Here is a 24,846-nt window from a genome sequence, read left to right on the forward strand (position 1 = left end):
GGGCCGGCTCATTCCATGAGCCCTGCGCATGGAGGACACCATGGACCGGACCGAACGCTTCTACAAGATCGAACTGCTGCTGCGCAGCCGCGGCTGCGTGTCGTTCGACGCCCTCCTGGAGGAACTCGGGGTGTCACGCGCCACGCTCAAGCGCGACCTGCAGTACCTGCGCGACCGCCTCAGCGCCCCCATCGTCTACGACCGCTTCGACAACGGCTACCGTTTCGACGCCGCCCCGGGTGCGGCCGGTCGCCACGAATTGCCGGGCCTGTGGTTCAGCGAGAAGGAGATCCACGCCCTCCTGACCATGCACCAGCTGATGGCCGGGCTCGACGACGACGGCGTGCTGGCGCGCCACCTCCAGCCGATGATGGACAAGCTGCAGGGCATGCTCGGCGCCGACGAGAGCGAGGCGCGCGAACTCATGCGCCGGGTGAAGGTGATCGTCACGGCCCGACGGCGTTCGCCCAGCCGCTACTTCGAGCTGCTCGGCAGCGCCCTGGTGCAGCGCCGGCGCGTGTGGCTGCGCTACTTCAAGCGAAGCGACCGCAGCACGAGCGAACGGGAAGTCTCACCGCAGCGTCTGGTGAACCACCGCAACACCTGGTACCTCGATGCCTGGTGCCACGGCAGCGAGGGCCTGCGGCGGTTCGCGCTCGACGCCGTGCAGGACGCCCGCGCGCTCGACACCCGCGCCCGCAATGTCGCCATCCGCGACCTGGAAGCCGAGCTGGACGCCGGCTACGGCATCTACGGCGGCGGCGACGCCAAGCTGAAATGGGCGACTCTGGTCTTCGATGCCGATGCCGCCCAGTGGGTGGCTGGCGAGGAATGGCATGCGCGGCAGAAGTCGCGCTGGCTGGACGACGGGCGCTACGAGCTGCAGGTGCCCTACAGCGACCCGACCGAACTCACCATGGACATCCTTCGGCACGGCGACCGCGTCGTGGTGGTGGGCGATCGCGCCCTGGCCCTGGCGATCAAGGCCCGGCTCGCGAAGGCCCTGGCGCAGTACCGCTGACGCGGCCCGGCCAGATCCGCCGCACCCGCCCGGCCGCTCGCCTGGTTCAGCGTGCCTGCCGCGCCCGGCGGTGCCGCTCGAAGAAGCGGATGAACTCGCGACTTGCATCAGGACCGGCGGTCTCGGTGAAGCTGCCGGCCGGATCCCCGCCCGACCAGCCATGCCCCGCACCGTGCACCTCCCAGTGCTCGACGAGCGGCGTGCCGTCCGCGGCCTCGTAGACGGTGTGGGTGTAGTGCCGTCCGCCGGCCTCGCCGCGCTGCATCGAACGCGCCGCCGAGACGCCGGCCAGCGTGTGGTCGACGACGTGCTGGCCGTTGACCGGGTGCACGGTCTTGTCGTTGTCGCCGTGGAAGACGATGGTGGGTCGGGACGGCCGGGCCGGTGCCGGGCGGCGCGGGCCCGGGCGCAATCGACCGGTGTGCATCACCGCGAAGGCGGATGCGACGTCCTCGGCCGCCCCCGGTGGCAGACCGGAATGGACGCCCGCTGCCGCGAAGAGGTCGGCGTACTCGCTGGCCAGGATGGCGGCCATGGCAGCGCCCGCGGACAGGCCGGCGACATAGATGCGTTCCGCGTCCACTGGGTGCTGCTGGGCCACCTGGCGCACCATGCCGGCAATGATGGCCGGCTCCCCGGCGTCGCGCCGCTGGTCGCCGGGCAAGAACCAGTTCCAGCACTTGGCGGCGTTGGAGCGGGCCGGCTGGGCCGGATAGAGCACCAGGAAGCCCCGTTCGTCGGCCAGCTGGTTCATGCGGGTGCCGCGGGCGAAATCGTCGGGGTCCTGGGTGCAGCCATGCAGCATCACCACCAGGGGCATCGCCCGCCCGCGCCGCCCCGGGATGAACAGCTTGTAGGCCCGCGGACCGCTGGCGGCGAGCAGCACGCCGGCGTCGAAACGCCCGTCCGTCGGCACGGAGGGCAGGGGCTTTCGCCACAGCCGGCGAACGGCGGCGAGGGCCCGGCGAAGCCAGGCAGCGAGGGTCCGGGCGATCCGTTTCATCGAGGCAGTCCTTCCGCGCCCATGGTAACGGCGGCCCCGTTACCATCGAACGATGCCCGGCCGTCGGGCCCATCGATCCCGAGGAGTCCCATGAAAGCCACCTGGAACGGCGTCACCATCGCCGAGAGTGACGACACCGTGGTTGTCGAAGGCAACCACTACTTCCCTGAAAGCGCCCTGCGCCGGGAGTACGTCGCCTTCAGCAACCATCGAACGAGCTGCCCCTGGAAGGGCCAGGCCCACTACATGAGCCTGTTGGTGAACGGGGAGATGAACCCGGACGCGGTCTGGTACTACCCGGAGCCGCTGGAGGCCGCGGCCGAGATCAAGGGCCGGGTCGCGTTCTGGAAGGGCGTGCGCGTGGAGTGATGGCCGAGGCCGCCAGAGGCACCGCGGGAGGCGCTCAATCCACCTTGGCCCCGGACTGCTTCACCACCGCCGCCCACTTGCGCGTCTCGGCGGCGATGTAGCTGGCGAACTCCGCGGGCGTGTTGCCGCCCGGAATGGCCCCCTGCGAGAGCAGCCGCTCCTTCACGGCGGGCGTGGCCAGGGCGCGGGCGCTCTCCTGCTGCAGGCGCGAGACGATCTCGGCCGGCGTTCCGGCCGGCGCCAGCAAGCCGAACCACGAGCTGGCATCGAAGCCCTTCACCGGGCCGGCTTCCGCGATGGTCGGCAGCTCGGGCAAGGCCGCACTTCGCTCGGCGGAGGTGACGGCCAGCGCCTTGAGCTTGCCCGCCTTGATGTGCGGCATGGCCGACGGCAGGTTGTCGAACATCAGGTCCATGGTGCCGCCGATCAGGTCGAGCAACGCCGGACCGGAGCCGCGGTACGGGAAGTGCAGCAGGAAGGTGCCCGTCATGCTCTTGAACAGCTCTCCGCTCAGGTGGATGGAGGTGCCGTTGCCGCTGGACGCCATGTTGAGCTTGCCCGGATTGGCGCGGGCGTGGCGGATCAGGTCGGCTACCGACCGGATGCCGAGCGCCTCGGCCTTGGCGGGGTTCATGACCAGCACGTTCGGCACGCCGGCCACCAGAGTGACGGGGGCGAAGTCCTTCAGCGGGTCGAAGGGCATCTTCGGGTAGAGCGACTGGTTGATGGCATGGGTGCCCACCGTGCCCATGAGCAACGTGTAGCCGTCCGCCGGGGACTTGGCCACCATGTCGGCGCCCACGTTGCCGCCGGCGCCCGGCTTGTTTTCCACGACGAAGGTCTGGCCGAGCGCTCGGCCGAGTTCGGGCGCCATCGTGCGGGCCAGGATGTCGGTCGTGCCGCCGGGTGCGAACGGCACGACGATGCGTACCGGCTTGGCGGGCCAGGCAGCCTCTGCCTGCGAGAACGGCGAACTGAAGAGGCCGGCACCGGCGGCCACCAACAGGTGGCGACGAGGCAGTGAAGTCATCGAGCGTCCCGAAAGCGAAAAGGCCAGTTTGCAGCCATCCGCCGGCGGAAGCTCCCCGGGCAAGCCCCAGGGTGCGGGTGTCAAAAAAGAAGGGAAGCGGGACAGGGCGCCGAGGACTCGCTCTCATCCACCTCGGTTTGCCCGCTTCCCTTGGTCGTGTGACACGCGCCAGGAAATCGAAAGAAATACGTTGCTCGCCGGCCCGCACGGCCGGGAGTCAGGTGCCGCCGGCACGCCGGCTGGCGGGCTGCCCAGGCGCCGTTCAGCGCGCCCCGGCCCGCAGGCCCGGCGGCGGGAACAGCGACAACTGGCTCGGCACGCTGTGCCGCTGCAGCACCGGCGCCACGCGCCCGGCGGGCGGCGTGAGCGGACGGATGGTGCTAGGCATGGCGGGCTTGCGCGCGCCTTCGAGCTGGGACACCGGACGCAGATCGGGCAGGGCCATGAGGAGCCTCGGTCAGGGAAGTTCGGAAATCAGTGACCCACGAGCCACTGGCTGGGGGCGAATTCGCTGGGACGAACGTCGAGCACCTGGCCGGGCAGCGGCGTCAGCACACTGGCGGCGCGGGCGAACCAGCCGGAGACGTCCATGCCGTGCGAGGATTTGCGCGGCGAGACGGGCTGGGCCAGGCGCAGCAGCGAGGAAACACCCCCGCGGCAGCTGGGCATGGCAGGGCGGGCAAGGCACCGGGTGCGGGTGGCGCGGGGCGGCTTCTTGGGCATGACAACGACGTCCTTGTTTCGGGTGCTTCGACCACCGGGTGGGCGGTCGGCATGGCCGTCCAAGCGCAGCTTCCGTGCCAGTGCTTTTTTCGCCCCTTCGGGGCCACCCGGGCCGCAAGGGCCGCCAAATTGTGGCCAAGCGGTAAGCCGGCGGTTACATCACTGACTCGAAACGTCAAGGGCAACGGGGCGTGTGACGTGTTCGGCCACCCGTTGCAGTACCTCGCTGTCGCTCAGAAGCCGGCGGTGCCCGAGCCCCCGGGTGGTCAGCCAATCGCCACCAGGCATGTGTGCCAGCAGCCGGCGCGCCAGCGCCGCAGGCGCGGCGAAGTCGTCCTCATCATGGACGAGGAGGGTGGCGGCCGGCAGGCGCGGCCCGAGGCGCTCGGCCTCGAACTGCTCGAGCGGCAGGCCCTCGCGCTGCTCGATGAGCCGACGCAGGCCCGCGGCCAGCGCGGCATCCAGGCCGAAACCTCGGGCGAACCAGCCCAGCACCAACTGAGGCGGGGGCGACGTGGCCACCAGTGCCAGCCTGGCGACCGGCAAGCCATGTGCGGCTGCATGGGCCGCGGCCAGGGCGCCCATCGAATGCCCGATCACGGCGTGCAGCGGTCCGAGCCGCGCCGAAGCGGCCCAGAGGCCGCGCACGAACTGCGGCAGGGTGGAGCCCCAGCCGGCCGCACGGCCGTGCCCCGGGAACTCGAGCAGCACGGGCTCCAGGCCCGCGGCTGCCACCGCTTCGGCGAGCGGGTGCATCTGCAGGGCGTGGCCGGCCCAGCCGTGGACCAGCAGCACGCGCGGCCGACTGGTGTCGGCAGCCTGTCGGCGATAGACCGCCATCGTGCCCGCCTCGAAGGCCCAGGAATCGACGGACCAGCCCGGCGGCAGCGCCTTGCGTCGCGCGGCTTGCTTGGTCGGCAGCGGCGTGAAGAACAGCCGGAAGGCCAGGCGCTCCGCCCAGCGCGGGGCCAGGCACTGCAGCGTGGCCAGGCCGCGGCCCAGGGCGCGGGAAAGGCGTTGGCCTCCGTAGAACGCCGCCACCGGATTGGCCGTCGCGTCGGGCGCGGCGCTCATTGCGGCCACCCGAAGTCGCTGTTGTTCCGCGGCACGGCGCGCCAGAGGCGGGCCGCGATCAAGGCCCCTCTGCAAACCAGCAAGCCGGCAAGGATGAACCATGCAGTCATGAGAATCTCCTGATCTCGCACGAGCGTGCGAAGTGTGAGCCAACAAAAGGCCGCGGTTGGCCGCGGCCGCGTTCCGTGTCGCCGTCAGGGGGCGTGGGATCCGATCAGCCGCTCGTAGGCCTTCCACGCGCGCGCGTGGGCAGCCTGGTCACGGAAGAAGCGCGTCTCGCGAAGAAGTGCGATGAACAGGCCGTCGAGCTCGAACACAAGCTGATCGGCATCGGTGTCAGCGCGCAGATGGCCGGCCTCGATGGCCTGCTCCACCGTGCGGCGCAGCGAGGCGCGCCAATACAGTTCGTGCTCCAGGAGCAGGTCGCGCAGCGGGCCCTCGCGGTCGTCGAGTTCGAAGGCGCCAGCGCAATACAGGCAGCTTGCGGCCGAGTCGAACGGTTCGAGCCGGGCCATCCAGCGCTCCATGATGGCGTTCAACCGGGGCAATCCGCGCGGCTGGCGCATGGCCGGCATGAAGACGTCCTGCAGAAAGCGCTTGGCGTACTCGTCGATCACCGCCTTCTGCAAGGCCTCCCGGGAGCCGATGCGCGAGAAGACGCCGCTCTTGGACAGCCCGAGCCGTTTGGCCACCTCGCCCAGGCTCAGGCTTTCGAGGCCATCGGCAAGGGCCATTTGCAAGGCCGTCTCGACGATCGCCCCGAGGGTGGCTTCACTGCGTTCGGTTCGGGTTTCCATGACACCGAATTTAGCACGATCGTGCGAGAGCGCAAGGGGCCGCGATGCGGGTTTCTTTCGCCGACGGCCGATGCGTCCGGGTTGCGATCCCCGTGACCGCCTATGTCCCGAAGTGCAAGCCCGTGCGGCGGGAGGGCCCGGGCGGCCGCGCAGGCCCGGTCAGGCTGTCGTCGATCCCGCGACATAGCCGCGCGGGATCGCTCCCAGCAGCCGCCGGGTGTAGTCCTCGCGGGGGTGGTTGAGCACCTGCTCGACGCCCGCCTGCTCGACGACGGCACCGTCCTTCATCACCATCACCTCGTCGGCCATGAAGCGCACCACCGCCAAGTCATGGCTGATGAAGACATAGGCGAGGCCGCGCTCGTCCTGCAGGTCCTTCAGCAGGTTCAGCACCTGGGCCTGCACCGAGACGTCCAGGGCACTCACCGCTTCATCGAGCACCAGCACGTCGGGGTCCAGCGTCAGGCAGCGTGCGATGGCCACCCGCTGGCGCTGCCCGCCGGAGAACTCGTGGGGGTACTTGTCCATGGCCGAGGGGTCGAGCCCGACACGGGCGAGCAGCTCGCGCGCCCGCTGCTCACGCTCGGCCGTGGAGGCGCCGATGCCGTGGATGGCCATCGGCTCGACCAGCGTCTTGCCGATCGCGAAGCGCGGGTTCAGCGAGGCATAGGGATTCTGGAACACCACCTGGATGCGTCGGCGCACCGGCAGCATCTCGCGTGCCGACAACTTGAGCAGGTCGCGCCCGTCGAAGAGGACTTCGCCGGCTTCGGGGCCCCCGGTCGGATCGTGCAGCCGCAGCAAGGTGAGGCCCATGGTGGTCTTGCCCGATCCGGACTCGCCGACCACGCCCAGGGTGTGGCCTCGCCGCAGCGTGAAACTCGCACCCTTGACCGCCTGGAAGGCCCGGCGGCCGAAGATGCCCTCGCGCACCCAGAAGCCCTTGGTCAGGCCCTGCACCCGCAGCACCACGGGGGCCTCCGGATCCTTCGGCTTGGGCGGCGCGGGGGGCGGGCCAGGCACGTCGTCGATCGCGGCAAGGCGTGAGCGTTGCACCTGCAGCGCCGGCCGGCAGGCCAGCAGCGCGCGGGTGTAGGCGTCCTGTGGCGCCGAGAAGATGCGGGCGACCGGCCCCTGCTCGCGCACCGTGCCCTGGCGCATGACCACCACCTGATCGGCGATCTCGCCGACCACCCCCAGGTCGTGGCTGATGAAGAGCATGCTCATGCGGTGCTTGTCCTTGAGCGTGGCGAGCAGCTCGAGGATCTGGCGCTGGATGGTGACGTCGAGTGCCGTGGTGGGCTCGTCGGCAATCAGCAGCCGCGGCTCGCAGGCCAGCGCCATGGCGATCATCACGCGTTGCTGCTGGCCGCCCGACAACTCGTGCGGGTAGCTCGCCAGGCGGCGCCGCGGTTCCGGCAGGCCGACCTCCTCCAGCAGCGCCTCGGCACGGGTGAGCGCCTGTCGTGCGGACATGCCCAGGTGCCGGCGCAGCGGCTCGCTCACCTGCCGGCCGATGGTGAACACCGGGTTCAGCGAGCTCATCGGGTCCTGGAACACGCAGGCGATCTCCCGCCCGCGCAGCGCCTGCAGCGCCCGCAGGTCGGCCTGCAGCAGGTCCCGGCCCTGGAACAGGATGCGGCCGCGACGCTCGGCGTTGTCCGGCAGAAGGTTGAGGATCGACATGGCCGTCACCGACTTGCCCGACCCCGACTCCCCGACCAGGGCCACGGTCGTGTGCTCCGGGATGTCGAAGCTGACCCCCGTGTCGCCGCGACCCACCGCCTCGACCCGTTGCACGACGCCGTCCTCGACGCCGGTGCGAAAGGCCACATGCAGGTCCTGAAGGCTCAGCAGCAGCGGCTGGGTGTTCATTCGAGTCCTCGCAGCTTGGGGTCCAGGGCGTCGCGCAGTGCATCGGTGAAGAGCGAGAACGCGGTGACGAAGACGGCCATGAAGGCGGTGGCCGCGGCCAGTTGCCACCAATGGCCGAGGATGAGTTCACTCTGGGCCTCGGCCAGCATGGTGCCCCAGCTGACCTCGTCGACCGCCACGCCGAGCCCGAGGTACGACAGGATGACCTCGGCCTTGATGAAGCCGACGACGTGGATCGAGAGTTGCACCAGCAGGACGTGGCTGATGTTGGGCAGGATGTGCCGGAACATGCGCGAGCTGGTGCTCGCGCCCACCGCTTCGGCGGCCCGCACGTACTCGCGCACGGAGTGCTTCAGGAACTCGGCGCGCACCAGGCGGTAGATGCCGGTCCAGCCGGCGAGGCCGAGGATCAGCACGACCGATTGGGTACCGCGCCCCGCCACGGCCGCGAAGGCGAAGATGAGCAGGATGCCCGGGATGGAGGTGAACACGTTGTAGACCCATTCGAGCAGGTCGCCCACCTTGCCGCCGAAGAAGCCGGCGAGCGCTCCCAGCACGGTGCCGATGGCCGTGGCGACCAGCGCCGCGAGCACGCCGACGAACACCGAGATCTTGGCGCCCTGCACGGCCTTGGCCAGCACGTCGCGGCCCAGGCGATCGGCGCCGAAGGGGAGGGTCTCGGCACGGTCGGGCTCGCTGTGCTCGTACTGTGCCGCGCGCTCGCGCCAGGCCTCGTACTGCGGCGCCAGCGGGTCCACGTCGGCCAGGTCGACGTTCGGCCCCTTCGGCACGGCGACCGCCGCCAGCTGGGTTGCAGTCGCCGGCCCGAGGAAGGAGGGCGGTGCATTCGACACGCCGCGCTCGCGTTGCCAGTCGGAGGCCACGAGCCCCGTGGCCGCGAGCAGCACCATCACCCCGAAGGCCAGCACGATGGCCAGCGACACCATGCCCACGTGGTCCTGGCGCAGCCGTTGCCATGCCGCGCCCCAGATGCCCTGCGTCGTCCTGCTCATTTGAGCACCACCCGCGGATCGGCCACCTTGTAGAGCACGTCGGTCAGCAGGTTCACCACCATCGTGATCACGGCGAGGTAGATGGTCACCGCCTGGATGACGGGATAGTCGCTGCGGTTCACCGCCAGGAGCACCTCGCGGCCCAGCCCGGGAATGGAGAAGAACACCTCGATGAGAAAGGAGCCGAGGAAGATGCCCGGCAGCGCGCCGCCGATGCCGGTGAGGATGGGAATCATCGCGTTGCGCATCACGTGAGTGAGCAGGATGCGCTTCTCGGTCAGCCCCTTGGCCCGCGCGGTTCGCACATAGTCGTTGCCGATCTCGTCGAGGAAGAAGCTGCGGTACAGGCGCGTCTGCGGCGAAAGCGACACGAACACCGCCAGCAGCACCGGCAGCGGCGCATAGCGCACGAGGTTGGTCCACAGCGAATCGCTCCATCCCTGCACCGGGAACCAGCCCAGCCGGAAGGCAAACACGTACTGCCCGACGATGACGTACACCAGGAACGAGATCGACAGGGCAATGGTCGTCACCACCATGATGGCGCGGTCGGTGAGCGAGCCGCGCAGGTAGGCGACACCCAGCGCGAAGGGGATCGCCAGCAGCACTTCCAACACGAGGATGGGCACCATCACCGTGAGGGTGGCGGGCAGGCGGTTGGCGAACAGTCCGGCGACGGACTCGTTCGTGGCCCAGCTGCGACCCCAGTCGAAGGTGAGGATCTGCTTGGTGAAGATCCACAGCTGCTCCCACACCGGTCGATTCAGGCCCAGTTGTTCGCGGATGGCCTGCACCACCTCGGCCGAGGCGTTCTGGCCGGCCAGGATTTCGGCCGGGTCACTTCCGAAGTGCTTGAAGAGGAAGAACACCAGCAGCACGACCCCGATCAGGGTCGGGATCATCTGCCACAGTCGTCGCAACAGGTAGGCCGTCATGCGGTGGGAGCCTCGGGACCAGGGTTGGTGGATGCGGTGTCGAGTCTACGGCCACAGGCCCTAGACTTGGCGCATGAACACATGGCTCGCATTTTTCCGGCGGCTGGGTGGGGCGCTGCTGCTGGCGCCGGTGCTGGCATGGGCGCAGCAGGCCCCCGCGCCCGCCACCCCGAAGGTTCTGCGCATTCCCTTCGTCGCCCCCGAAACCGGCTTCGATCCGGCGCAGGTGAGCGACCTGTACTCGAACATCGCCATCTCGCACATCTTCGAGTCGCCCTACGAGTACGACCACCTCGCACGGCCCTTCAAGATCAAGCCGGCCACGGCCGCGGCCATGCCGGAGATCTCGGCCGACTTCCGCACCTACACCGTCCGGCTCAAGCCCGGCATCTTCTACAGCGACGACCCGGCCTTCAAGGGCCGCAAGCGCGAACTGGTGGCAGACGACTACGTGTACGCCATCAAGCGCCTGTTCGACCCGGCGCTCAAGAGTCCGAGCTACACCGGCATGAGCGAAGAGGGCATCATCGGCCTCGACGCCTTGCGCGAGACCGCCCTCAAGGCGAAGAAGCCCTTCGACTACGACCGCGAGGTGGAGGGCCTGCGCGCCCTTGACCGCTACACCCTGCAGATCCGCCTCGAGGCGCCGCGCCCGCGTTTCATGTACGTGCTGGCCGACCTGCCCGGCATGGCGCGAGAGGTCGTCGAGCACTATGGCGACCGCATCATGGAACACCCCGTCGGCACCGGCCCGTTCCGCCTGACGCAATGGCGGCGCAGCTCGCTGATGGTCTTCGAGCGCAATCCCAACTACCGTGAAGTGCTGTACGACGCCGAGCCCAACGCGGACGATGCCGAGGGCCAGGCGCTGCTGGCGCGCTTCAAGGGACGGCGCCTGCCGATGGTCGATCGCGTCGAGGTGAGCGTGGTGGAGGAAAGCCAGCCGCGCTGGCTGGCGTTCCTCAACAACGAATTCGACCTCGTGGGCGTGCCGCTCGAGTTCGTCAACGTCGCCGCGCCGAACGGGGAACTCGCACCGCACCTCGCCAAGCGCGGCATCCGCATGTACCAGGGCCTGGCCTCCGATGTCACGCTCTTCTACTTCAACATGGAAGACCCGCTGGTGGGCGGCTACACGCCGCAGCAGGTGGCGCTGCGGCGTGCCATCGGGTTGGCCACCGACGTTGAACGCGAGATCCGGCTTGCCCGGCGCGGCCAGGCGATCCCGGCGCAGTCCGGCGTGGCACCGCACACCTATGGCTACGACCCGGATTTCAAGTCAGAGAACAGCGAATTCAACCTGGCGCGTGCGAAGGCGCTGCTCGACCTCAACGGCTACGTCGACCGCAACGGCGACGGCTGGCGCGACCAGTCCGATGGCCAGCCGCTCGTCATCCGGTACGCCACCCAGCCCGACCAGATCTCGCGGCAGTTCGACGAACTGTGGAAGAAGAACATGGACGCGCTCGGCGTGCGCCTCGAGTTCGAGGTCCGCCAGTGGCCCGAGCAGCTCAAGCGCGCCCGCGCCGGTCAGTTGATGGTCTGGCAACTCGGTTCGTCATCCACCTCGCCGGATGGCCAGGGTTCACTGCAACTTGCCTACGGTCCCGGTTCCGGCGGCTCGAACCTCTCGCGCTTCAAGCTCGAGGCGTTCGATGCCCTGTACCGCCGCATCGACCAGCTGCCTGACGGGCCCGAGCGGATGGCGGCCTTCCGCGAAGCCAAGAAGCTGATGGTGGCCTACATGCCCTACAAGTTCAACGTGCACCGGCTGTACACCGACCTGACGCAGCCCTGGGTGATCGGCTACCGGCGCCCCACGTTCTGGCGCAACCAGTGGCACCGCATGGACGTCGACATGACGATGCGGCGCGAGCGCTGAGCCCGCCGCGGCGCCACGCAACGGCGCTCGCTCAGCGCGTGGCCCAGGCGACGATCTGCGCCGATTGCACCGCCCCGGCCTGGCGCTTCACCTCCCGTCCCGCGTCCAGCTTGATGAGCGTGGGAATGCTGCGGATGGCGAAGCGGCCGGCCGTGCGCGGGCTGGCGTCGCTGTCCACCTTGACCAGCACGGCGCGGCCCATCAGCTCTCGCGCCGCCGCCTCGAACTGCGGCGCCATGATGCGGCACGGGCCGCACCACGCGGCCCAGAAGTCCACTACCACGGGAAGCTCCGTGCGCGCCACGAAGGCGTCGAAGTTCTCGTCCGTCAGTTCGATCGGATGCGCCGCGAGCAGGGCCTTGCCGCAGCGGCCGCACACCGGCTCGTCGCCGAGCCGTTCCTCGGGCACCCGGTTGGTGGAAAGGCAGTGAGGGCAGGCAAGGTGCATGGCGAACTCCGAAGTCGACTCCATTTCTGCACATGCCGCCGGACGGACCGATTTCAACCTCACCCTGCGCGCGGTGTGGACGCGACCACGGGCCGGGCATAGGATGGCCCGCACGGGCTGACCTCCGCCGGCCCGAGGAGATGCCCATGGCCGTCGATGCCCGCTCCCCGAATCACGCTGCTCCGGCGCCCCTCGACCCGATGTGGCTGGGCGACGCAGCCGCGCAGCCGGCGCCTTGGCGTCCGTCGGTCACGAGGCCACCTGCCATGCCCGTCTCGCCGCGGCTGCTGGCGAAGGTGGGCGAGGCCTTCGCCGCCGCGCTGGCCTCGCTCCAGGAACGGCTGCGCACGGCGGACGCCGCGGATTACCAGGCATGCCTGGCCGAACTCGGGCGCCTCGAGAACCTCGGCGTGCAGGTGCAGCAGGTCGCCCGGGTGATGGGGCACGAGAGCGTCGGTTCGCTCGAGTCGGTCGACCTGGCCGACGCGGTGCAGCGCGCCGTCGTGCTGTGGGCGCCACAGGCCGAGGCCCGCGGCGCGGTGCTGGCGGCCCCTGACGAACTCGCCAGCCGTGTCTCGGTCGACCCGGCCGTGCTGGAGCAACTGCTTGACCTCGCGCTCGACCACGCCCTCGTCACCGGCGACGCCATCAGCCTGCGCCTCCGGTCCCAGCCGTCGAGCCGGCAGACCTTGCTGCTCATCGATGTGCAGCGAAGCGGCGCCATCACCCCCGCCACGTCGCGCGCCATGCCCGTCGGCGCCGAACAGGACGGCAGCGACGACCTGCGCTGGTTGATGCTGAGTCAGCTGGCCCGAGCCAGCGGCATCGCCAGCCGTCGCGAGCGATCCGGCAGCATGCTGAGCCTCGTGCTCACCTTCCCGGCGGCCGAGTTGGGGAACTGGTACGGCGCCGAGCCGGCCGCCGGGCTGTCAACCCCGCGCAAGAACCTGCACCGCTGCCAGGTGCTGGTCCTCGACCCGCGATCCCGTTCGCGGCTGCAGGCCAGGGAACTGCTGCTGGCCGCCGGCCTGCATGCCGACGCCGCGGCCAACGTGGAGCAGGCCCGTCTGGCGTTGCGCGATCGTGAGCCGGACGTGCTGCTCACCGGCTTTCCGGTGGCCGATCCCGACATCGTCGACTTCATCGACGAGCTGCGTGCGAGCCAGCCGCGGCTGGCCATCATCGAACTGGTGGATGCGCCCAGCGGCTTCGTGCATTCAGGCCACGACAGCCCGGGTTGGCTGAGTCGGGAGTCCCTCGCGTCCACCTTGGTGTCGGCGGTGGCGCAGGAGTACGAAACGCTCGGTGGCCGCTGAGGAACGCCTCGGCGCGCCCCGCCGCCTCAGGACAACGGGAGCTCCGTGTAATAGCGCCCGCCGTGGTAGAGCAGCGGCTGGCCACCCACGCGGTGTTCGCAGTGCTCGACCTCGCCGACGAAGATGACGTGGTCGCCCTCCTCGTACTGGCTGCGGTTGAAGCATTCGAAGCGGGCCACCGCGCCGTCGAGCACCGGCACGCCGCCTGCGCCTTCGCGCCAGGGCAGTCCGGCGAAGCGGTCGATGTCCTTCGTGGCGAATCGTTCCGCCAAGGCCACCTGGTCGGCCGCGAGGATGTGGATGGCGTAGTGCGAACCGCGGGTGAAGGTGGGCATGGAGCCGGCGCGCAGCGCGAGGCTCCACAACACCAGCGGCGGGTCGAGCGACACCGAATTGAACGAGTTGGCCGTGAGGCCGACGAGCGCGCCGGTGGCGTCGCGCGCCGTCACGATGGTGACGCCCGTGGCGAACATGCCCAGCGCGCGCCGGAACTCGAGCGACGAGAAACTGGGTGGCACGACACGCGAGGAACGACTCATTCGGCCATTGTCCGCGAAGTGCCCGCCGCTTGCTGTCGCCGACGCGGCGCCTCCTAGAATGTTCCGATGACCGAACTGACCGCAGGCCGTCCGCTGTCTCCCCTCCATGCGCGCGCCCTGGCCTTGCATCGCCTCGTGGTCGTCACGGTGCTCGGGTTCGCCTCGGGCCTGCCCCTGGCCCTCACCGGCCAGGCGATGCAGGCATGGCTGAGCGGTGAGGGCATCGACGTCGCCACGATCGGCTTCCTGAGCCTGGTCGGCCTGCCGTACACCTTCAAGTTCCTCTGGGCGCCGCTGATGGACCGCTTCGAGCTGCCGTGGCTCGGGCGCCGCCGGGGCTGGCTCGTGCTCACCCAGTTCGGCCTGGCCGGCGCGCTGTGGTGGATGGCCGCCACCTCGCCCACCGACGCCACGCGGCTCTTCGCGCTGCTCGCCGTGCTGGTGGCGCTGGTCTCCGCGTCGCAGGACATCGTCATCGACGCCTACCGCACGGACCTGCTGCCCGCGAACGAACGCGGCCTGGGCTCGTCGCTCAACGTGCTGGGCTACCGACTGGCCATGATCCTCTCCGGCGGCGTGGCCCTCATCTGGGTCGATCCGGTGCAGGGTGGCGGCTGGACCTGGCCGGAGGTCTACCGCGTGATGGCCGCGCTGATGGCCGGCACCGCGGTGTTGTCCGCCATCTTCCTGCCTCGCCTGCCCGCTGCGCCACGCCCGGTCAGCGTTGCCTCGAACGACCTGCGCGGCTTCGCCTGCATGGCGCTGGCGATCGGCGTGGGCTACGTGCTCACCGCCGGCCTGGGCGACTTCGGGCGTGCCCACCCCTTGCTCGCCGGCGGCATCTTCCGGCCGGTGGCGTCCGCGCTGCTGTCGCCCTGGTTGGTCACCACGTCGCTGTCAGCCTCCTTGCAGGAGCGTTGGATCGACCTGCTCACGCTGCTCATGGGCATCGGTTTCACCTTGCCGCTCGCGGCCTGGGCCGCCCGCCGGGCCCGCTTCGAGACGCTGCTCGGCGGCCTGCAAAGCTACTTCCAGCAACCCGGCGCCGGAGCGTTCCTCGCCTTCATCGTGCTCTACAAGCTGGGCGACGCCTTCGCCGGCTCCCTGATGACGCCGTTCCTGCTCAAGTCCATGGCGTTCTCGCCGGCCGAGTTCGGCGTGGCCAACAAGCTGATCGGGCTGTGGCTGACGATCGGCGGGGCGCTGCTGGGCGGCGCCCTGATGTTCAAGCTCGGCCTGTGGCGCTCGCTGATGGCCTTCGGCGTGCTGCAGATGCTGAGCAACCTCGGCTTCTGGTGGCTGGCGGTGAACGGCAAGGGGGCGATGGCCGGCCTCACCATTCCGGCCTTCGACTGGGGCATCGTGTCGCTGGCCCAGCCCACCGTGGTCGATGGCGGCCTGCTCATGGTCATCGCCTTCGAGAACCTTTCGGGCGGCATGGGCACCGCCGCCTTCGTGGCCTTTCTCATGAGCCTGTGCAACCAGCGGTTCACCGCCACGCAGTACGCGTTGCTGTCCGCCTTCGCGTCGGTCGGCCGGGTGTGGGTAGGGCCGCTGGCCGGCGTGCTGGCCGAGACCATCGGCTGGCCGGTGTTCTTCCTCGTGTCCACCGTCGTGGCCGTGCCTGCGTTGGCCTTGCTGTGGGTGCTTCGCACACCGGTCCAGGCCCTCGAGGTGGACCCGGACGCGCCCTTGCTTCAAGATGACTGACCGCCGGAACATCCTCACCGCCCAAGGGTCTCAACCTCCCATGCCACACCACGACTCGAACGACATGCCGAACGACATCGTCCAGCCGCGAGCCGGCACTCACTCCTTCATGTGCGGTTGCCGGCTCCACAGCCGGCGTCTCTTCACCGGCGCCCTGCTGGGTGCGGGTGCCTCCGCCGCCTGGCCCGCGCTCGCCCGCGAAGGCGTGGACGTGGGCAGCCAGTCCAAGTTCTCCAAGATCGTTCCGGCCGAAGAGATCGAGGCCGCCGCGTTCCAGCAGTACGGCCAGCTCAAGCAGGAGGCCCGCCAGAAGAACGCCCTCGTGCCGGAGAGCGATCCCCAGGTGCAGCGCTTGCGCACCATCGCCCAGCGCCTCATCCCGTTCAGCTACGAATGGAACCCCCGCGCCCGCGACTGGAAGTGGGAGATCAACCTCCTCAACGCCAAGCAGGTGAACGCCTTCTGCATGCCGGGCGGCAAGATCGCCTTCTATACCGGCATCCTCGAAGAGCTGCAGCTCACCGACGACGAGGTCTCCATGGTCATGGGCCATGAGATCGCCCATGCCCTGCGCGAGCACGCCCGCGAGCGCATGGGCAAGAACGTCGCCACCCGCGGCGCCATCGAGATCGGCGCGGCCATCTTCGGCCTGGGCAACGGCGGGCGCATGGCGGCCGACATCGGTGGCCAGCTCCTCACCCTGCGCTTCGGCCGCGAAGACGAGTCCGAGGCCGACCTGGTCGGCATGGAGCTCACCGCCCGTGCCGGCTACGACCCGCGTGCCGGCGTGTCGCTGTGGGAGAAGATGGGCCAGGCGAGCAAGGGCGCGCCGCCCGAGTTCCTGTCGACCCACCCGTCGGGTCCCACTCGCATCAAGGAGATCCAGACGGCGCTGCCGCAGGTGACCCCGCTGTACGCACGGGCGCCCAAGCCGAGCCGGCGCTTCTCGCCGCCGCCCAAGCGCTGAGCCGACGCGGCCGTCCGGGAGGGCGGCCGTCGCCTGCTCGCCGGTCCGCGCGCGAGTGGTCAGCGTTCAAGTGCCGTGCACATAGGGGTTGCTGCGCCGCTCCTCCCCGAAGCTGCTCTCCGGCCCGTGCCCGGGAATGAACACCACGTCGTCACCCATCGGCCAGAGCCGCTGCGTGATCGACGCGATCAGCTGGTCGAAGTTGCCCTGTGGAAAGTCCGTGCGGCCGATGCTCCCCGCAAACAGCACGTCGCCCACGAAGGCGCGACGGCTCTCCGGCTCGAAGAAGACCACATGCCCCGGGGTGTGCCCGGGGCAGTGGCGCACGTGCAGCGTGCACTCGCCCACCGTCACCGTGTCCCCGTCGTGCAGCCAGCGCGTCGGCGTGAACGCCTCGGCCGCCGGAAAGCCGAACATGCGGCTTTGCTGCGGCAGCCCGTCGATCCAGAACTGATCCGCCGGATGCGGCCCGACGATCGGCAGGCCGCGCTCGCGCGCCAACTGGCCCGCGCCGCCGGCGTGATCGATGTGGGCGTGGGTCAGCCAGATCTGCTCCAGCGCCAACCCCTCTTCCTCCACGAAGGCCAGCAACCGCGGCAGGTTGCCCCCGGGGTCGATCACCGCCGCCTTCCGCGTGCGGTCGCACCACACGACGGAGCAGTTCTGCTGGAAGGCGGTGACGGGCAGGGTGCGGTAGTGGAACGGCATGGCGAGGGTGATCAGGCAGCGTGTGGGGCGACGGGGCGGGGGCAGCGATCCAGGCATCTGTCGGCTTCGCCGGTGACAGGCCGGAACGGGCGAACAGGTCAAGCCCGCTGCCATTGTCCGGCAAGCGCTGGGTGGCCTGCAGCGCAGTTCCGCCCCGGATGGCTGGTGCTGGTGCTGGTGCTGGTGCTGGTGCTGGTGCTGGTGCTGGTGCCGAGGCGTGCGGAGGGTGCGCCCCGCACTGCCGCGTCAAGCGCAAACCTAGGGGGCTGTTGCAGGCCGGAGTCGCTTACGGAATGAAACGACGCTCCAGCGCCACCCCGGCTCCAATATCGCCTGATCCGGGCGTCATCCCGGTCAGTCGGTCACGGCCTGCGCGGTGTGTCGCAGCGCCGCATGGCCTGCGCCTTGCGCACGCCACTGGTCTGCGCCCGGCGCCGTGCCGCGACGAACATCGCGAGCCGGCCCGGCACCCGCCGGTCGACCGATCCCCCGCCATCGCTGGCCCGGCGACGGCGTCGTTCATCCATCAGGGCATTCTGTTCAGGGAACACACCACATGAAATTCACCCAACTCGCCGCCGCATTGGCCGCATCCCTTCTCGTCAGCGCGTGCGGCGGTGGCGGCGACAGCGGCGCGGCAGGCACGCCTGCCGATCCTGGCCCGGACACCGGCAACCAGCCCGCGGCCTCGGCCAAGTACGTTGGCAACTGGACCACCCCCTGCTTCGAGAGCGTCTTCGCCGCGGCCTCCGCACCCAGCGTGAACCTCATGAGCACCACCTCGTTTGCATTCACCCGCGTGAGCGATACGGCCTTGAGCGTCGTGGTCCAGCCCAAGGTTTATTCGACGCAAGACTGCTCGGGCGCTGCCGTCAACCTGCCCGCCACTGCCGGCGCCAGCTCGCTGACGGTCACCGGCGCTGCGACCGTCACCGGCAAGCCGGTCGACAAGGTCGTCCTCCGCTTCGCGGCCATTGATCCCGGCTTCTCCGCCGGCACCACCATCACGCTCAACGGCATCGTGCTGCCGGGTGACTACTTCACCAACTCCGAGGAATGGAAGGAAATCATCCTTGTCGAGGGCAACGCCATCACGTTCGGCGGCGACACCCTGGATGCGGAGGGTTATCCCACGACGCTGCTTCCGGCCCCGACCCTGAGTCGCCTGCCTTGAGCGGCGCGGCCCGTGAGGGCCGTTGATGGCGCCGTCGTGCCGCTTGGTTCCCGTGAGCGGCACGAGGCTCCACGTGGCCGCGGTGGTGCGACAACATGGTCATTGGCCATCCGTCGTCGCTTGCGACCCGCGCAACCCGAGGTCGGCTCGGCTGCGATCGACGCGGCGGCCCCGAGCCGTGGCGAGAGGCGCCCGGGTGGATTCCCTGGCTTAGCAGTCCGCGCTGGCACGCCGGCCATGTGAACCTCGACCTGTCGGGCCGACGACTGACGCCACCACCCATGACATCATCAGTCGCCTCGTTCAAGGAGCACCGACGCAACTTGCCGTGACAAGGGAGGCAATCGGCAAGGCCTGATCCTCATAGCCCCGGATGAGTCACGTCGGGCCCGCTCGCCTGATTCAAGGGGCCGGCTTGACGCAGCCCGGCCGCGACATGCGCATTGCTCGCGATGTCGTCGGCACGGTCATCGCCGTGCCATCGGGAAGACGCTGCGTCACCTTTAGCGTGCATACACCGGCCTTCTCGACACTGTCGACTTCGTAACGTGCGCCGGCCACCGGGACGAAGGCTTCGGTGACGCGGCATTTCTCGATGATCATGGCGACGCTGAAGGTCAGCAGCGTCTCACGGCCTGAGGCGACGCGCAGGCCTGCCCCGCCTCCGGGTTCGATCGCTGTCATGCCGGCATAGCAACCTTTCGGGTTGAACGACAGAATCGAAATCGTGCCGTCCGCGTGAACGGCATTGGCATTGACCAGCACCGCCGTTAAAGGCGAGGCTTCCGGCTCGACGTAGGCGCGGCCCTGAAGGGCGCCGCCGGCGCAGCCGCTCAGCAGCGAGATGGCAACAGCAGCGGTCGCAACAGCAATCAAGCGATGCTTGTGAAAAAAATGGGTCATGGCGATGCGGGACAGGGTGCGGTCGGTGAGGGATGAGGAGTTGGAACATGGAGTCCGCCACAACGGTTTCGCGCCGGGGCGGATCGGTCCTGCGGTCGCGGTCGCTTGACCGAGGTGAACGCACGCACAGCAGACTGCCGTATTCAAATGGATTTCGCCGGGTTCCAGGATTGTCTCGCGCGAAGCGTCACAGGACGCACGAAAGCTGTATCGGGAGGCATCCAAGGGGACACGTCCAAACCCACTGTTTGAGGGGGATGCAATGAATCACATTTGTCGTGGAAGGCCTTTAGTTCACGGCAAGGTTCAAAGATTCAGTGTCTATGGAAGTTGTTGCTTCCCGGTATCGCTGTTCATAGATTTCAAGGAACGCTGCCAAGAGCTTTTTTGCTTCATCTTGCGTAGCCGCTTGTATGTATCGCTGACAGCATTTCTTCCTCCCTGCGGCTTCTATCCATACGGGCTACTTCGGTGCCTTCCGTTTCATAGAGGCCACCTCGCTGAGCAACCGTGATATGGCAGGGTCAGCGGCAGTATTGCCAAATTTAATTATTCGCCTTGCACGGCCCTCGCCATCTCCGCAAGCACAATTCGCAAAACTGCCTGCGGCTCGGCCCTATGCTCGTCCGACTCAAGGAAGTTCAACGCATCTGCATGATTCCTGGCCACATCTATTAGCAGCTCCTGGTTTGATCCATCATTCAAACCTAGGGCGTTAGCAACTACCTTCTCGAAGTCGATTCGGTACTTTGTGTGAGGGTCAACGAATCCCACCTCTGCCAACTCTTTACGTGCATCGCTCGTCAAAACGGCGAGGCCAGCGGCAACAGCAGCATTAAACGTCTTTGGAAGCATTTGTGTCACCACGGATTGAAGGTGTACTGGAGACCTGGCGTTTGATTCGCGTACCGAGTCCACATCTCATTCGCCAAGAAGCCGTTGCGAGCGGAACCCGTCAAACCTGAAGGCACTATAAGAGTGCCTGCGCGCACATCGGCAATGATGCCTGTGCCGATTTTATTGGTTTCGGCGCCCAAGAACCCGACTGCTCCAAGTTTCTCTCCTCTATACGCTGAGGCGAACGAACCGTCGAACGCGAGTTCATAGACTCCAGAATTCGTAGACGCTCGAATACCGCGTGCGCCGCTCGCAACCGCTCCGGCAAGGTCTTCTATACCAAACGTGTTGCCACTTGGATGGTTGTGGGTGATCCAGTTCCCCTCAGCCGTGGCCCACTGTTCATCACTGAACCGGAAGCTGGCGCGGGCTTGTCCATAAGGTTGGCGCGCCATAGCCAAGATGGCGCCGGATTCGCTGTCAACGACGAAACCGACTTCACGAGATGCGTTTGCGAATCTTCCCTCGATTCGCGACAGCATTGAAGCAGCGTTGCCAGCGCCGACTTCGACAGTGCCAAACTGGCGCCCACTTGCGTGGGAACTGCCGCTCCGCGCTATTGTCGCGCCGCCATCGTCCGTCAAGAGCCTGGCGCCTGACGACGGTGCAAGGCCCTGGGATCCCACCAACGTCCCCTGGCCTGCGGTTCTGCCCAGCGCCGAGGCGCCCTGCGCTGCCGGTGCAGCCAGTCCGAGCAAGCCGTACCCCAAGGCCGCTACCTCGTCGCTCAATCCGGCCGATCGAAGCAACTGTTCGCCGTAGGGCACGCTGCCCTGGCCGGTCCATGCTTGGGTCAGTCCCGACTGGGCGTAGTCGAGGCTCACCGTCCCGCCGATCAAGCCCGCTGCGCAGCCCCAGCCGGTCACGCAGACGCTTCCGCTTGCCAGCGTGCCCAAGCCTCCGAGCACGAACTGGCCGGCGCCAGCCGTACGGGTCCCGAGCTTGGCCTTCGTCGACGGGTCGATGAGGTAGTCGTCGACCCACGAGTACTGAAACAGCCGCTCGATCACCCGGCCCTTTCGCCCGTACTGCTGGTTCAGCAGGCTCTGTTCAGACGCCATGCTGGCGCCGACCGCCTGCAGCTTCGAGAGGAAGTCGTAATGGGGGTCGTCCGTCGGCACGCCGTCGGCACACCGCGTCATGGCGCATGCGGCAGCGAGAAGGCGCAGCTCCTTCTCTTTGTCACCTTGGGCGAGCTCCCTGACCCGCTGGACTTCGGACGAGTGCAATTGGCGGTTGTTCGTGTCGACGGCGAAGCCCCACCCGGCGCCCGCCGCGCCACCGGCGACGGCGCCGAGGCTGGCCGACGTCACCTGACCGAAGGCCTGCCCGAACATGGTGGCGTACCCGCCGTCGATCCCGAGGTCGCTTGTGACGTTGCGAGCCGCGGCGACGACGTTGCGCTGCCATTCGTCGATCTGAGGCGCCGCCGCGGCCACGCTGCCCGCGCCCAATGCGCCCCCAAGGCCGCCGCCGATCGCACCGGTCAACGTATGCAAGGCAATGCGGCCCGCGCCGCCTTCAGCAAACAGTTCCTGCCGCTCGCGCAACGCCGGGTCTTCCAGGGTCGCGATGGCGCGCTCGGGCGACATGTTCGCCCCTTGCTCCAGCCGAACGAGTTCGTCGTGCAGCGCCGGGTCGGTGAGGGTGCCGGCTTCGCGTTCGCGCCACAGGGCGAGGTACTGGCGGGCTTGCAGGGACTGTTCGGCGGCCGATTTCACCAAATGGTCCGACAGGCGGGCCACGGCCTGGGGAGCCTTCTGGCTGAAGGTCTGGGTGATCTGCACCTGCGCGGCCATCTCGCGGCGGGTGCGCTCGGCGTTGAAGGTGGGACGCAGGATGCCGGCGGTGTCGGTGGCGGTGGACACGCCGACGCCGCTGCGGGTCACGCTCTCCAGGTGCTCGCCGTCCGCGCCGAAGCCGACACCGGCGGTGGGCCTGCCGCGTTGTCCAGCAAAGCCGCAGACTGGTGCGGCAGAGGTGCCGCACTCTTCGGAACCTTCGCAGGATGTGTCGTTGCCCGACTAGGACGACGAAGGGATCTTGCTCAGAAGGTCGTCGATTTCAGAAGAGGATCTGTCTAAGAAGGTTGCTTTCCAATCGGCGTTCAGCGCATTCTGGACCTTCCTAAAGCTTGTATAAGGACCAATCAGTTCAATCGAGGAGCGGCCAGGAGTTATCAAATGAAGCTGCGTGGGCGCCAGCCTTTGAAAAGAACTCGCCTCAAGCGCGACCCATACAGTTCGAAGTGCAATGAGAGGCGAGGCGGTCTCCACGGACTCAAGCGGCAATTCAATGTGAATTACACCCCAGCGCGAGTTACCGACAATGACGACTTCTTCGGCATGCGGCGCCAAGTGAGAGACTCCACACGATTGGCAAATCCCTTCCGAATCGCCGATGGGAGCGCCACAGATTTCGCAAAACCGGCTCATGGATTTGGCCTCATATGGTAAGTCCGCAGAAGATTGTAAGTCCCCCGGGCTTGTTCGAGCGTCATCGCGCGGCCGCCGATTTGCGGGTCATAAAAATAGTATTTCCCATTCGGAAGAACTTGACCGTACAGAACGTGCCCACCGTCTGCGGTTGTGGCGTAGACGGCATAATTTCCCGTCGGTGCGTTCGGAGCACCTATTGGCATCTTGACTGCGCTCGTGCCCGTAGCTCTTTCAATATACGCGAGGGATTGCGCTTCCGAGAATTGCATTTGTCTACCGGTCGACCCGAAACGCAGTTCAATCATGTCGGCGGTAACCAAGTCTGCAGGCGCATTTCCCATCAACTTGTTAGTGATATTCGCGGAAACACAGGCCGTGCAGTTGTACCGTCCATTGCTTGGGTTTACAAGATTTGGCCGTCCTGCGGTCCCGCCGGCCCCAATCGCGAGATCAGGCGCACTATTGCCGAATCTCGAGCCCACCCAGCCCCACACGTCGGGCACTTTGGACACGATCCCGAAGGCTATCGCGCCAAATGCCGCGCCACCGGTTGTATGGAGGCCCACGGCTCCATAGTCGATCTGGTCCCATCGTCCCTCAGTATCGACAACTTGCCCAAACAGATTCTCAGTGCCGCCCACGAACGCTCCGCCACCGATCATGGCCAACGCGGTGGGCGGCAGGGACAGCCCTGCAGCGCCTATCGTGAAAGAGAAGATGTCTTTTGCTCCCTCCTTGTTAGCGGCTGCCTCATATGACTGCAGCGTGCGCTGATCACGTTCGTTCAAGTCAAAGCGGGCGATGGGCGAGGTGTTTTGACATGCAACCGCCGGGCAATCCGCAAGCTTGAGATGGAAGGTTTCGCCGTTGGCGGTGAAGCGGCCATAGCGGGGTGCTGGGGCGGTCTGAGTTTCGAGTTGCGGAGCAGAAGTTCGGGGGCGCAGGTTGATATAGGGTGAATCGGCGCCGCCGGTTTGCGCGACGAGAAATGCGGCGACGGCGGGGTCAACGGGGCGCAGGGCCTGCCCGAGGCGCACCTGACCGTCGCCGGTCTTGCTGGGCCAGAAGGCTGCACCCTTGTCGTACACCCCGTCTTCGCCGACGGCCATGCCGGCGATGATCGACTCGCCGTAGCCGGTGTGCCCCGAGGCTCGCATGGCGTCCTCGATCTGTGCCGCGGTGAAGCGACCACCACTTGCTCATGCAAGGCGCGCGGCCAGGTCAAGCTCCTCTCGGCGGTGGAGCTGGCGGTTGTTGGTGTCGGTCGTAAAGGCGAAGCCGGCGCCCGTGGCCCCTCCCAGAACGGAGCCCAACCCCGCACTGACCAGCATGCCGCCGGCTTGGCCTGCCATGCGCGCGTAGCCGTCGTCCAGCCCGAGCGATCGAGTCGTCTGCAGCACCGACCCCTGGAGCCGGTTCTGTATCGCGTCGAGCTGCGGGGCGGCCGCAGCCGCGCCGTCTGCGCCGGCCGCGCCTTGCCAACCGCCGCCGATCGCTCCTGCCAACGTATGCAAGGCAATGCGGCCCGCGCCGCCTTCGGCAAACAGTTCCTGCCGCTCGCGCAACGCCGGGTCTTCCAGGGTCGCGATGGCGCGCTCGGGCGACATGTTCGCCCCTTGCTCCAGCCGAACGAGTTCGTCGTGCAGCGCCGGGTCGGTGAGGGTGCCGGCTTCGCGTTCGCGCCACAGGGCGAGGTACTGGCGGGCTTGCAGGGACTGCTCGGCGGCTGATCTCACCAAATGGTCCGACAGGCGGGCCACGGCCTGGGGAGCCTTCTGGCTGAAGGTCTGGGTGATCTGCACCTGCGCGGCCATCTCGCGGCGGGTGCGCTCGGCGTTGAAGGTGGGACGCAGGATGCCGGCGGTGTCGGTGGCGGTGGACACGCCAACGCCGCTGCGGGTCACGCTCTCCAGGTGCTCGCCGTCCGCGCCGAAGCCGACGCCGGCGGTTTGCCTGCTGCCTTGCCCGGAGGAGTTGTTGCCCGGTCTGCCAGGAACTAGATGCCTTTTCGAGTCCCCATTGCG

General features: G+C 68.0%; 25 protein-coding genes. 7 read left to right on the forward strand and 18 right to left on the reverse strand.

Features of this window, described 5'->3' with window-relative positions; translation table 11 throughout:
• Positions 1 to 40: 40 nt before the first annotated feature.
• Complete coding sequence (locus ACSQ2F_RS20910; RefSeq protein WP_436026165.1) at positions 41 to 1,021, forward strand: helix-turn-helix transcriptional regulator; 981 nt, start codon at positions 41 to 43, stop codon at positions 1,019 to 1,021.
• Between the two features lie 46 nt (positions 1,022 to 1,067).
• On the opposite strand, the gene ACSQ2F_RS20915 is transcribed toward ACSQ2F_RS20910, so the two are convergent.
• Positions 1,068 to 2,024, reverse strand: a complete 957-nt coding sequence (locus tag ACSQ2F_RS20915) for an extracellular catalytic domain type 1 short-chain-length polyhydroxyalkanoate depolymerase (protein ID WP_436026166.1) — start codon at positions 2,022 to 2,024, stop codon at positions 1,068 to 1,070.
• Between the two features lie 90 nt (positions 2,025 to 2,114).
• Here ACSQ2F_RS20915 and ACSQ2F_RS20920 point away from each other — a divergent pair, with 90 nt between their 5' ends.
• The gene (locus ACSQ2F_RS20920; protein WP_436026167.1) at positions 2,115 to 2,393 is read left to right on the forward strand and encodes a DUF427 domain-containing protein; all 279 of its coding nucleotides are present in this window, start codon (positions 2,115 to 2,117) and stop codon (positions 2,391 to 2,393) included.
• 34 nt (positions 2,394 to 2,427) lie between these two features.
• Here ACSQ2F_RS20920 and ACSQ2F_RS20925 read toward each other — a convergent pair whose 3' ends face one another.
• From ACSQ2F_RS20925 to ACSQ2F_RS20960, 8 genes are all read right to left on the reverse strand, one after another.
• A complete protein-coding gene (locus tag ACSQ2F_RS20925) occupies positions 2,428 to 3,423 on the reverse strand; it encodes a Bug family tripartite tricarboxylate transporter substrate binding protein (protein WP_436026168.1) in 996 nt (331 codons plus the stop codon).
• A 262-nt stretch (positions 3,424 to 3,685) separates the two neighbouring features.
• Positions 3,686 to 3,868 (reverse strand): hypothetical protein, encoded by a 183-nt coding sequence (locus tag ACSQ2F_RS20930; protein WP_436026169.1) that lies wholly within the window; start codon positions 3,866 to 3,868, stop codon positions 3,686 to 3,688.
• Between the two features lie 29 nt (positions 3,869 to 3,897).
• On the reverse strand, positions 3,898 to 4,146 hold the full coding sequence (locus ACSQ2F_RS20935; RefSeq protein WP_436026170.1) for a hypothetical protein: 249 nt from the start codon (positions 4,144 to 4,146) through the stop codon (positions 3,898 to 3,900).
• 159 nt (positions 4,147 to 4,305) lie between these two features.
• Positions 4,306 to 5,220 carry an alpha/beta hydrolase gene (locus tag ACSQ2F_RS20940; protein WP_436026171.1) on the reverse strand — a complete coding sequence of 305 codons (915 nt, stop codon included), beginning with the start codon at positions 5,218 to 5,220 and terminating at the stop codon, positions 4,306 to 4,308.
• A 194-nt stretch (positions 5,221 to 5,414) separates the two neighbouring features.
• Positions 5,415 to 6,017 (reverse strand): TetR/AcrR family transcriptional regulator, encoded by a 603-nt coding sequence (locus ACSQ2F_RS20945; RefSeq protein WP_436026172.1) that lies wholly within the window; start codon positions 6,015 to 6,017, stop codon positions 5,415 to 5,417.
• Positions 6,018 to 6,176: 159 nt separating this feature from the next.
• Positions 6,177 to 7,892 carry an ABC transporter ATP-binding protein gene (locus ACSQ2F_RS20950; protein ID WP_436026173.1) on the reverse strand — a complete coding sequence of 572 codons (1,716 nt, stop codon included), beginning with the start codon at positions 7,890 to 7,892 and terminating at the stop codon, positions 6,177 to 6,179.
• Positions 7,889 to 8,905, reverse strand: a complete 1,017-nt coding sequence (locus ACSQ2F_RS20955; RefSeq protein ID WP_436026174.1) for an ABC transporter permease — start codon at positions 8,903 to 8,905, stop codon at positions 7,889 to 7,891. The genes ACSQ2F_RS20950 and ACSQ2F_RS20955 overlap by 4 nt, the downstream gene beginning before the upstream one ends.
• Entirely contained in the window at positions 8,902 to 9,840 is a 939-nt protein-coding gene (locus ACSQ2F_RS20960) for an ABC transporter permease (RefSeq protein WP_436026175.1), read from the reverse strand. Before ACSQ2F_RS20960 ends, ACSQ2F_RS20955 begins: the two co-directional genes overlap by 4 nt.
• A 73-nt stretch (positions 9,841 to 9,913) precedes the next feature.
• Here ACSQ2F_RS20960 and ACSQ2F_RS20965 point away from each other — a divergent pair, with 73 nt between their 5' ends.
• Positions 9,914 to 11,722: an ABC transporter substrate-binding protein gene (locus ACSQ2F_RS20965; RefSeq protein ID WP_436026176.1), complete on the forward strand. Its 1,809-nt coding sequence runs from the start codon at positions 9,914 to 9,916 to the stop codon at positions 11,720 to 11,722.
• A gap of 31 nt (positions 11,723 to 11,753) precedes the next feature.
• Here ACSQ2F_RS20965 and trxC read toward each other — a convergent pair whose 3' ends face one another.
• Positions 11,754 to 12,194, reverse strand: a complete 441-nt coding sequence (gene trxC / locus ACSQ2F_RS20970; protein ID WP_436026177.1) for a thioredoxin TrxC — start codon at positions 12,192 to 12,194, stop codon at positions 11,754 to 11,756.
• A gap of 122 nt (positions 12,195 to 12,316) precedes the next feature.
• On the opposite strand from trxC, the gene ACSQ2F_RS20975 reads away from it, so the two are divergent.
• Positions 12,317 to 13,486, forward strand: a complete 1,170-nt coding sequence (locus ACSQ2F_RS20975) for a hypothetical protein (protein WP_436026178.1) — start codon at positions 12,317 to 12,319, stop codon at positions 13,484 to 13,486.
• A gap of 26 nt (positions 13,487 to 13,512) precedes the next feature.
• Here ACSQ2F_RS20975 and ACSQ2F_RS20980 read toward each other — a convergent pair whose 3' ends face one another.
• On the reverse strand, positions 13,513 to 14,025 hold the full coding sequence (locus tag ACSQ2F_RS20980) for a flavin reductase family protein (protein WP_436026179.1): 513 nt from the start codon (positions 14,023 to 14,025) through the stop codon (positions 13,513 to 13,515).
• Positions 14,026 to 14,091: 66 nt separating this feature from the next.
• Here ACSQ2F_RS20980 and ACSQ2F_RS20985 point away from each other — a divergent pair, with 66 nt between their 5' ends.
• Both ACSQ2F_RS20985 and ACSQ2F_RS20990 read left to right on the forward strand, forming a co-directional pair.
• The gene (locus ACSQ2F_RS20985) at positions 14,092 to 15,735 is read left to right on the forward strand and encodes an AmpG family muropeptide MFS transporter (RefSeq protein ID WP_436026180.1); all 1,644 of its coding nucleotides are present in this window, start codon (positions 14,092 to 14,094) and stop codon (positions 15,733 to 15,735) included.
• A 109-nt stretch (positions 15,736 to 15,844) separates the two neighbouring features.
• Positions 15,845 to 16,702, forward strand: a complete 858-nt coding sequence (locus tag ACSQ2F_RS20990) for a M48 family metallopeptidase (protein WP_436026904.1) — start codon at positions 15,845 to 15,847, stop codon at positions 16,700 to 16,702.
• A 66-nt stretch (positions 16,703 to 16,768) separates the two neighbouring features.
• On the opposite strand, the gene ACSQ2F_RS20995 is transcribed toward ACSQ2F_RS20990, so the two are convergent.
• Together ACSQ2F_RS20995 and ACSQ2F_RS21000 are read right to left on the reverse strand one after the other, a co-directional pair.
• Positions 16,769 to 17,410 (reverse strand): MBL fold metallo-hydrolase, encoded by a 642-nt coding sequence (locus tag ACSQ2F_RS20995; RefSeq protein ID WP_436026181.1) that lies wholly within the window; start codon positions 17,408 to 17,410, stop codon positions 16,769 to 16,771.
• Positions 17,411 to 17,772: 362 nt separating this feature from the next.
• Positions 17,773 to 17,937: a hypothetical protein gene (locus ACSQ2F_RS21000; protein ID WP_436026182.1), complete on the reverse strand. Its 165-nt coding sequence runs from the start codon at positions 17,935 to 17,937 to the stop codon at positions 17,773 to 17,775.
• 29 nt (positions 17,938 to 17,966) lie between these two features.
• Here ACSQ2F_RS21000 and ACSQ2F_RS21005 point away from each other — a divergent pair, with 29 nt between their 5' ends.
• The gene (locus tag ACSQ2F_RS21005; protein ID WP_436026183.1) at positions 17,967 to 18,584 is read left to right on the forward strand and encodes a hypothetical protein; all 618 of its coding nucleotides are present in this window, start codon (positions 17,967 to 17,969) and stop codon (positions 18,582 to 18,584) included.
• Between the two features lie 402 nt (positions 18,585 to 18,986).
• On the opposite strand, the gene ACSQ2F_RS21010 is transcribed toward ACSQ2F_RS21005, so the two are convergent.
• The 5 genes from ACSQ2F_RS21010 to ACSQ2F_RS21030 all read right to left on the reverse strand — a co-directional run bounded on the left by ACSQ2F_RS21010 (position 18,987) and on the right by ACSQ2F_RS21030 (position 24,705).
• Positions 18,987 to 19,487, reverse strand: coding sequence for a hypothetical protein (locus ACSQ2F_RS21010; protein WP_436026184.1), 501 nt, complete (start codon positions 19,485 to 19,487; stop codon positions 18,987 to 18,989).
• Between the two features lie 549 nt (positions 19,488 to 20,036).
• On the reverse strand, positions 20,037 to 20,351 hold the full coding sequence (locus ACSQ2F_RS21015) for a hypothetical protein (RefSeq protein WP_436026185.1): 315 nt from the start codon (positions 20,349 to 20,351) through the stop codon (positions 20,037 to 20,039).
• Positions 20,348 to 22,273, reverse strand: a complete 1,926-nt coding sequence (locus tag ACSQ2F_RS21020; RefSeq protein ID WP_436026186.1) for a hypothetical protein — start codon at positions 22,271 to 22,273, stop codon at positions 20,348 to 20,350. The genes ACSQ2F_RS21015 and ACSQ2F_RS21020 overlap by 4 nt, the downstream gene beginning before the upstream one ends.
• A 542-nt stretch (positions 22,274 to 22,815) precedes the next feature.
• A complete protein-coding gene (locus ACSQ2F_RS21025; RefSeq protein ID WP_436026187.1) occupies positions 22,816 to 23,931 on the reverse strand; it encodes a hypothetical protein in 1,116 nt (371 codons plus the stop codon).
• A 90-nt stretch (positions 23,932 to 24,021) separates the two neighbouring features.
• Positions 24,022 to 24,705 (reverse strand): hypothetical protein, encoded by a 684-nt coding sequence (locus tag ACSQ2F_RS21030; RefSeq protein WP_436026188.1) that lies wholly within the window; start codon positions 24,703 to 24,705, stop codon positions 24,022 to 24,024.
• Positions 24,706 to 24,846: the final 141 nt, after the last annotated feature.

Source organism: Rhizobacter sp. LjRoot28, from assembly GCF_964253025.1.
Taxonomy (GTDB): Bacteria; Pseudomonadota; Gammaproteobacteria; order Burkholderiales; family Burkholderiaceae_C; genus Rhizobacter.

Bases quoted from the DNA above. Each gene is read 5' to 3' on its own strand.
- ACSQ2F_RS21005 (WP_436026183.1), top strand. From the start codon at position 17,967: ATGAAATTCACCCAACTCGCCGCCGCATTGGCCGCATCCCTTCTCGTC.
- ACSQ2F_RS20985 (WP_436026180.1), top strand. From the start codon at position 14,092: ATGACCGAACTGACCGCAGGCCGTCCGCTGTCTCCCCTCCATGCGCGC.
- ACSQ2F_RS20945 (WP_436026172.1), bottom strand. From the start codon at position 6,017: ATGGAAACCCGAACCGAACGCAGTGAAGCCACCCTCGGGGCGATCGTC.
- ACSQ2F_RS20960 (WP_436026175.1), bottom strand. From the start codon at position 9,840: ATGACGGCCTACCTGTTGCGACGACTGTGGCAGATGATCCCGACCCTG.
- ACSQ2F_RS20975 (WP_436026178.1), top strand. From the start codon at position 12,317: ATGGCCGTCGATGCCCGCTCCCCGAATCACGCTGCTCCGGCGCCCCTC.
- ACSQ2F_RS20980 (WP_436026179.1), bottom strand. From the start codon at position 14,025: ATGAGTCGTTCCTCGCGTGTCGTGCCACCCAGTTTCTCGTCGCTCGAG.
- ACSQ2F_RS21000 (WP_436026182.1), bottom strand. From the start codon at position 17,937: ATGGATGAACGACGCCGTCGCCGGGCCAGCGATGGCGGGGGATCGGTC.
- ACSQ2F_RS20925 (WP_436026168.1), bottom strand. From the start codon at position 3,423: ATGACTTCACTGCCTCGTCGCCACCTGTTGGTGGCCGCCGGTGCCGGC.
- ACSQ2F_RS20920 (WP_436026167.1), top strand. From the start codon at position 2,115: ATGAAAGCCACCTGGAACGGCGTCACCATCGCCGAGAGTGACGACACC.
- ACSQ2F_RS21025 (WP_436026187.1), bottom strand. From the start codon at position 23,931: ATGGCCGTCGGCGAAGACGGGGTGTACGACAAGGGTGCAGCCTTCTGG.
- ACSQ2F_RS21010 (WP_436026184.1), bottom strand. From the start codon at position 19,487: ATGACCCATTTTTTTCACAAGCATCGCTTGATTGCTGTTGCGACCGCT.
- ACSQ2F_RS20990 (WP_436026904.1), top strand. From the start codon at position 15,845: ATGTGCGGTTGCCGGCTCCACAGCCGGCGTCTCTTCACCGGCGCCCTG.
- ACSQ2F_RS20910 (WP_436026165.1), top strand. From the start codon at position 41: ATGGACCGGACCGAACGCTTCTACAAGATCGAACTGCTGCTGCGCAGC.
- ACSQ2F_RS20930 (WP_436026169.1), bottom strand. From the start codon at position 3,868: ATGGCCCTGCCCGATCTGCGTCCGGTGTCCCAGCTCGAAGGCGCGCGC.
- ACSQ2F_RS20950 (WP_436026173.1), bottom strand. From the start codon at position 7,892: ATGAACACCCAGCCGCTGCTGCTGAGCCTTCAGGACCTGCATGTGGCC.
- ACSQ2F_RS20935 (WP_436026170.1), bottom strand. From the start codon at position 4,146: ATGCCCAAGAAGCCGCCCCGCGCCACCCGCACCCGGTGCCTTGCCCGC.
- ACSQ2F_RS20965 (WP_436026176.1), top strand. From the start codon at position 9,914: ATGAACACATGGCTCGCATTTTTCCGGCGGCTGGGTGGGGCGCTGCTG.
- trxC (WP_436026177.1), bottom strand. From the start codon at position 12,194: ATGGAGTCGACTTCGGAGTTCGCCATGCACCTTGCCTGCCCTCACTGC.
- ACSQ2F_RS20955 (WP_436026174.1), bottom strand. From the start codon at position 8,905: ATGAGCAGGACGACGCAGGGCATCTGGGGCGCGGCATGGCAACGGCTG.
- ACSQ2F_RS20915 (WP_436026166.1), bottom strand. From the start codon at position 2,024: ATGAAACGGATCGCCCGGACCCTCGCTGCCTGGCTTCGCCGGGCCCTC.
- ACSQ2F_RS20940 (WP_436026171.1), bottom strand. From the start codon at position 5,220: ATGAGCGCCGCGCCCGACGCGACGGCCAATCCGGTGGCGGCGTTCTAC.
- ACSQ2F_RS20995 (WP_436026181.1), bottom strand. From the start codon at position 17,410: ATGCCGTTCCACTACCGCACCCTGCCCGTCACCGCCTTCCAGCAGAAC.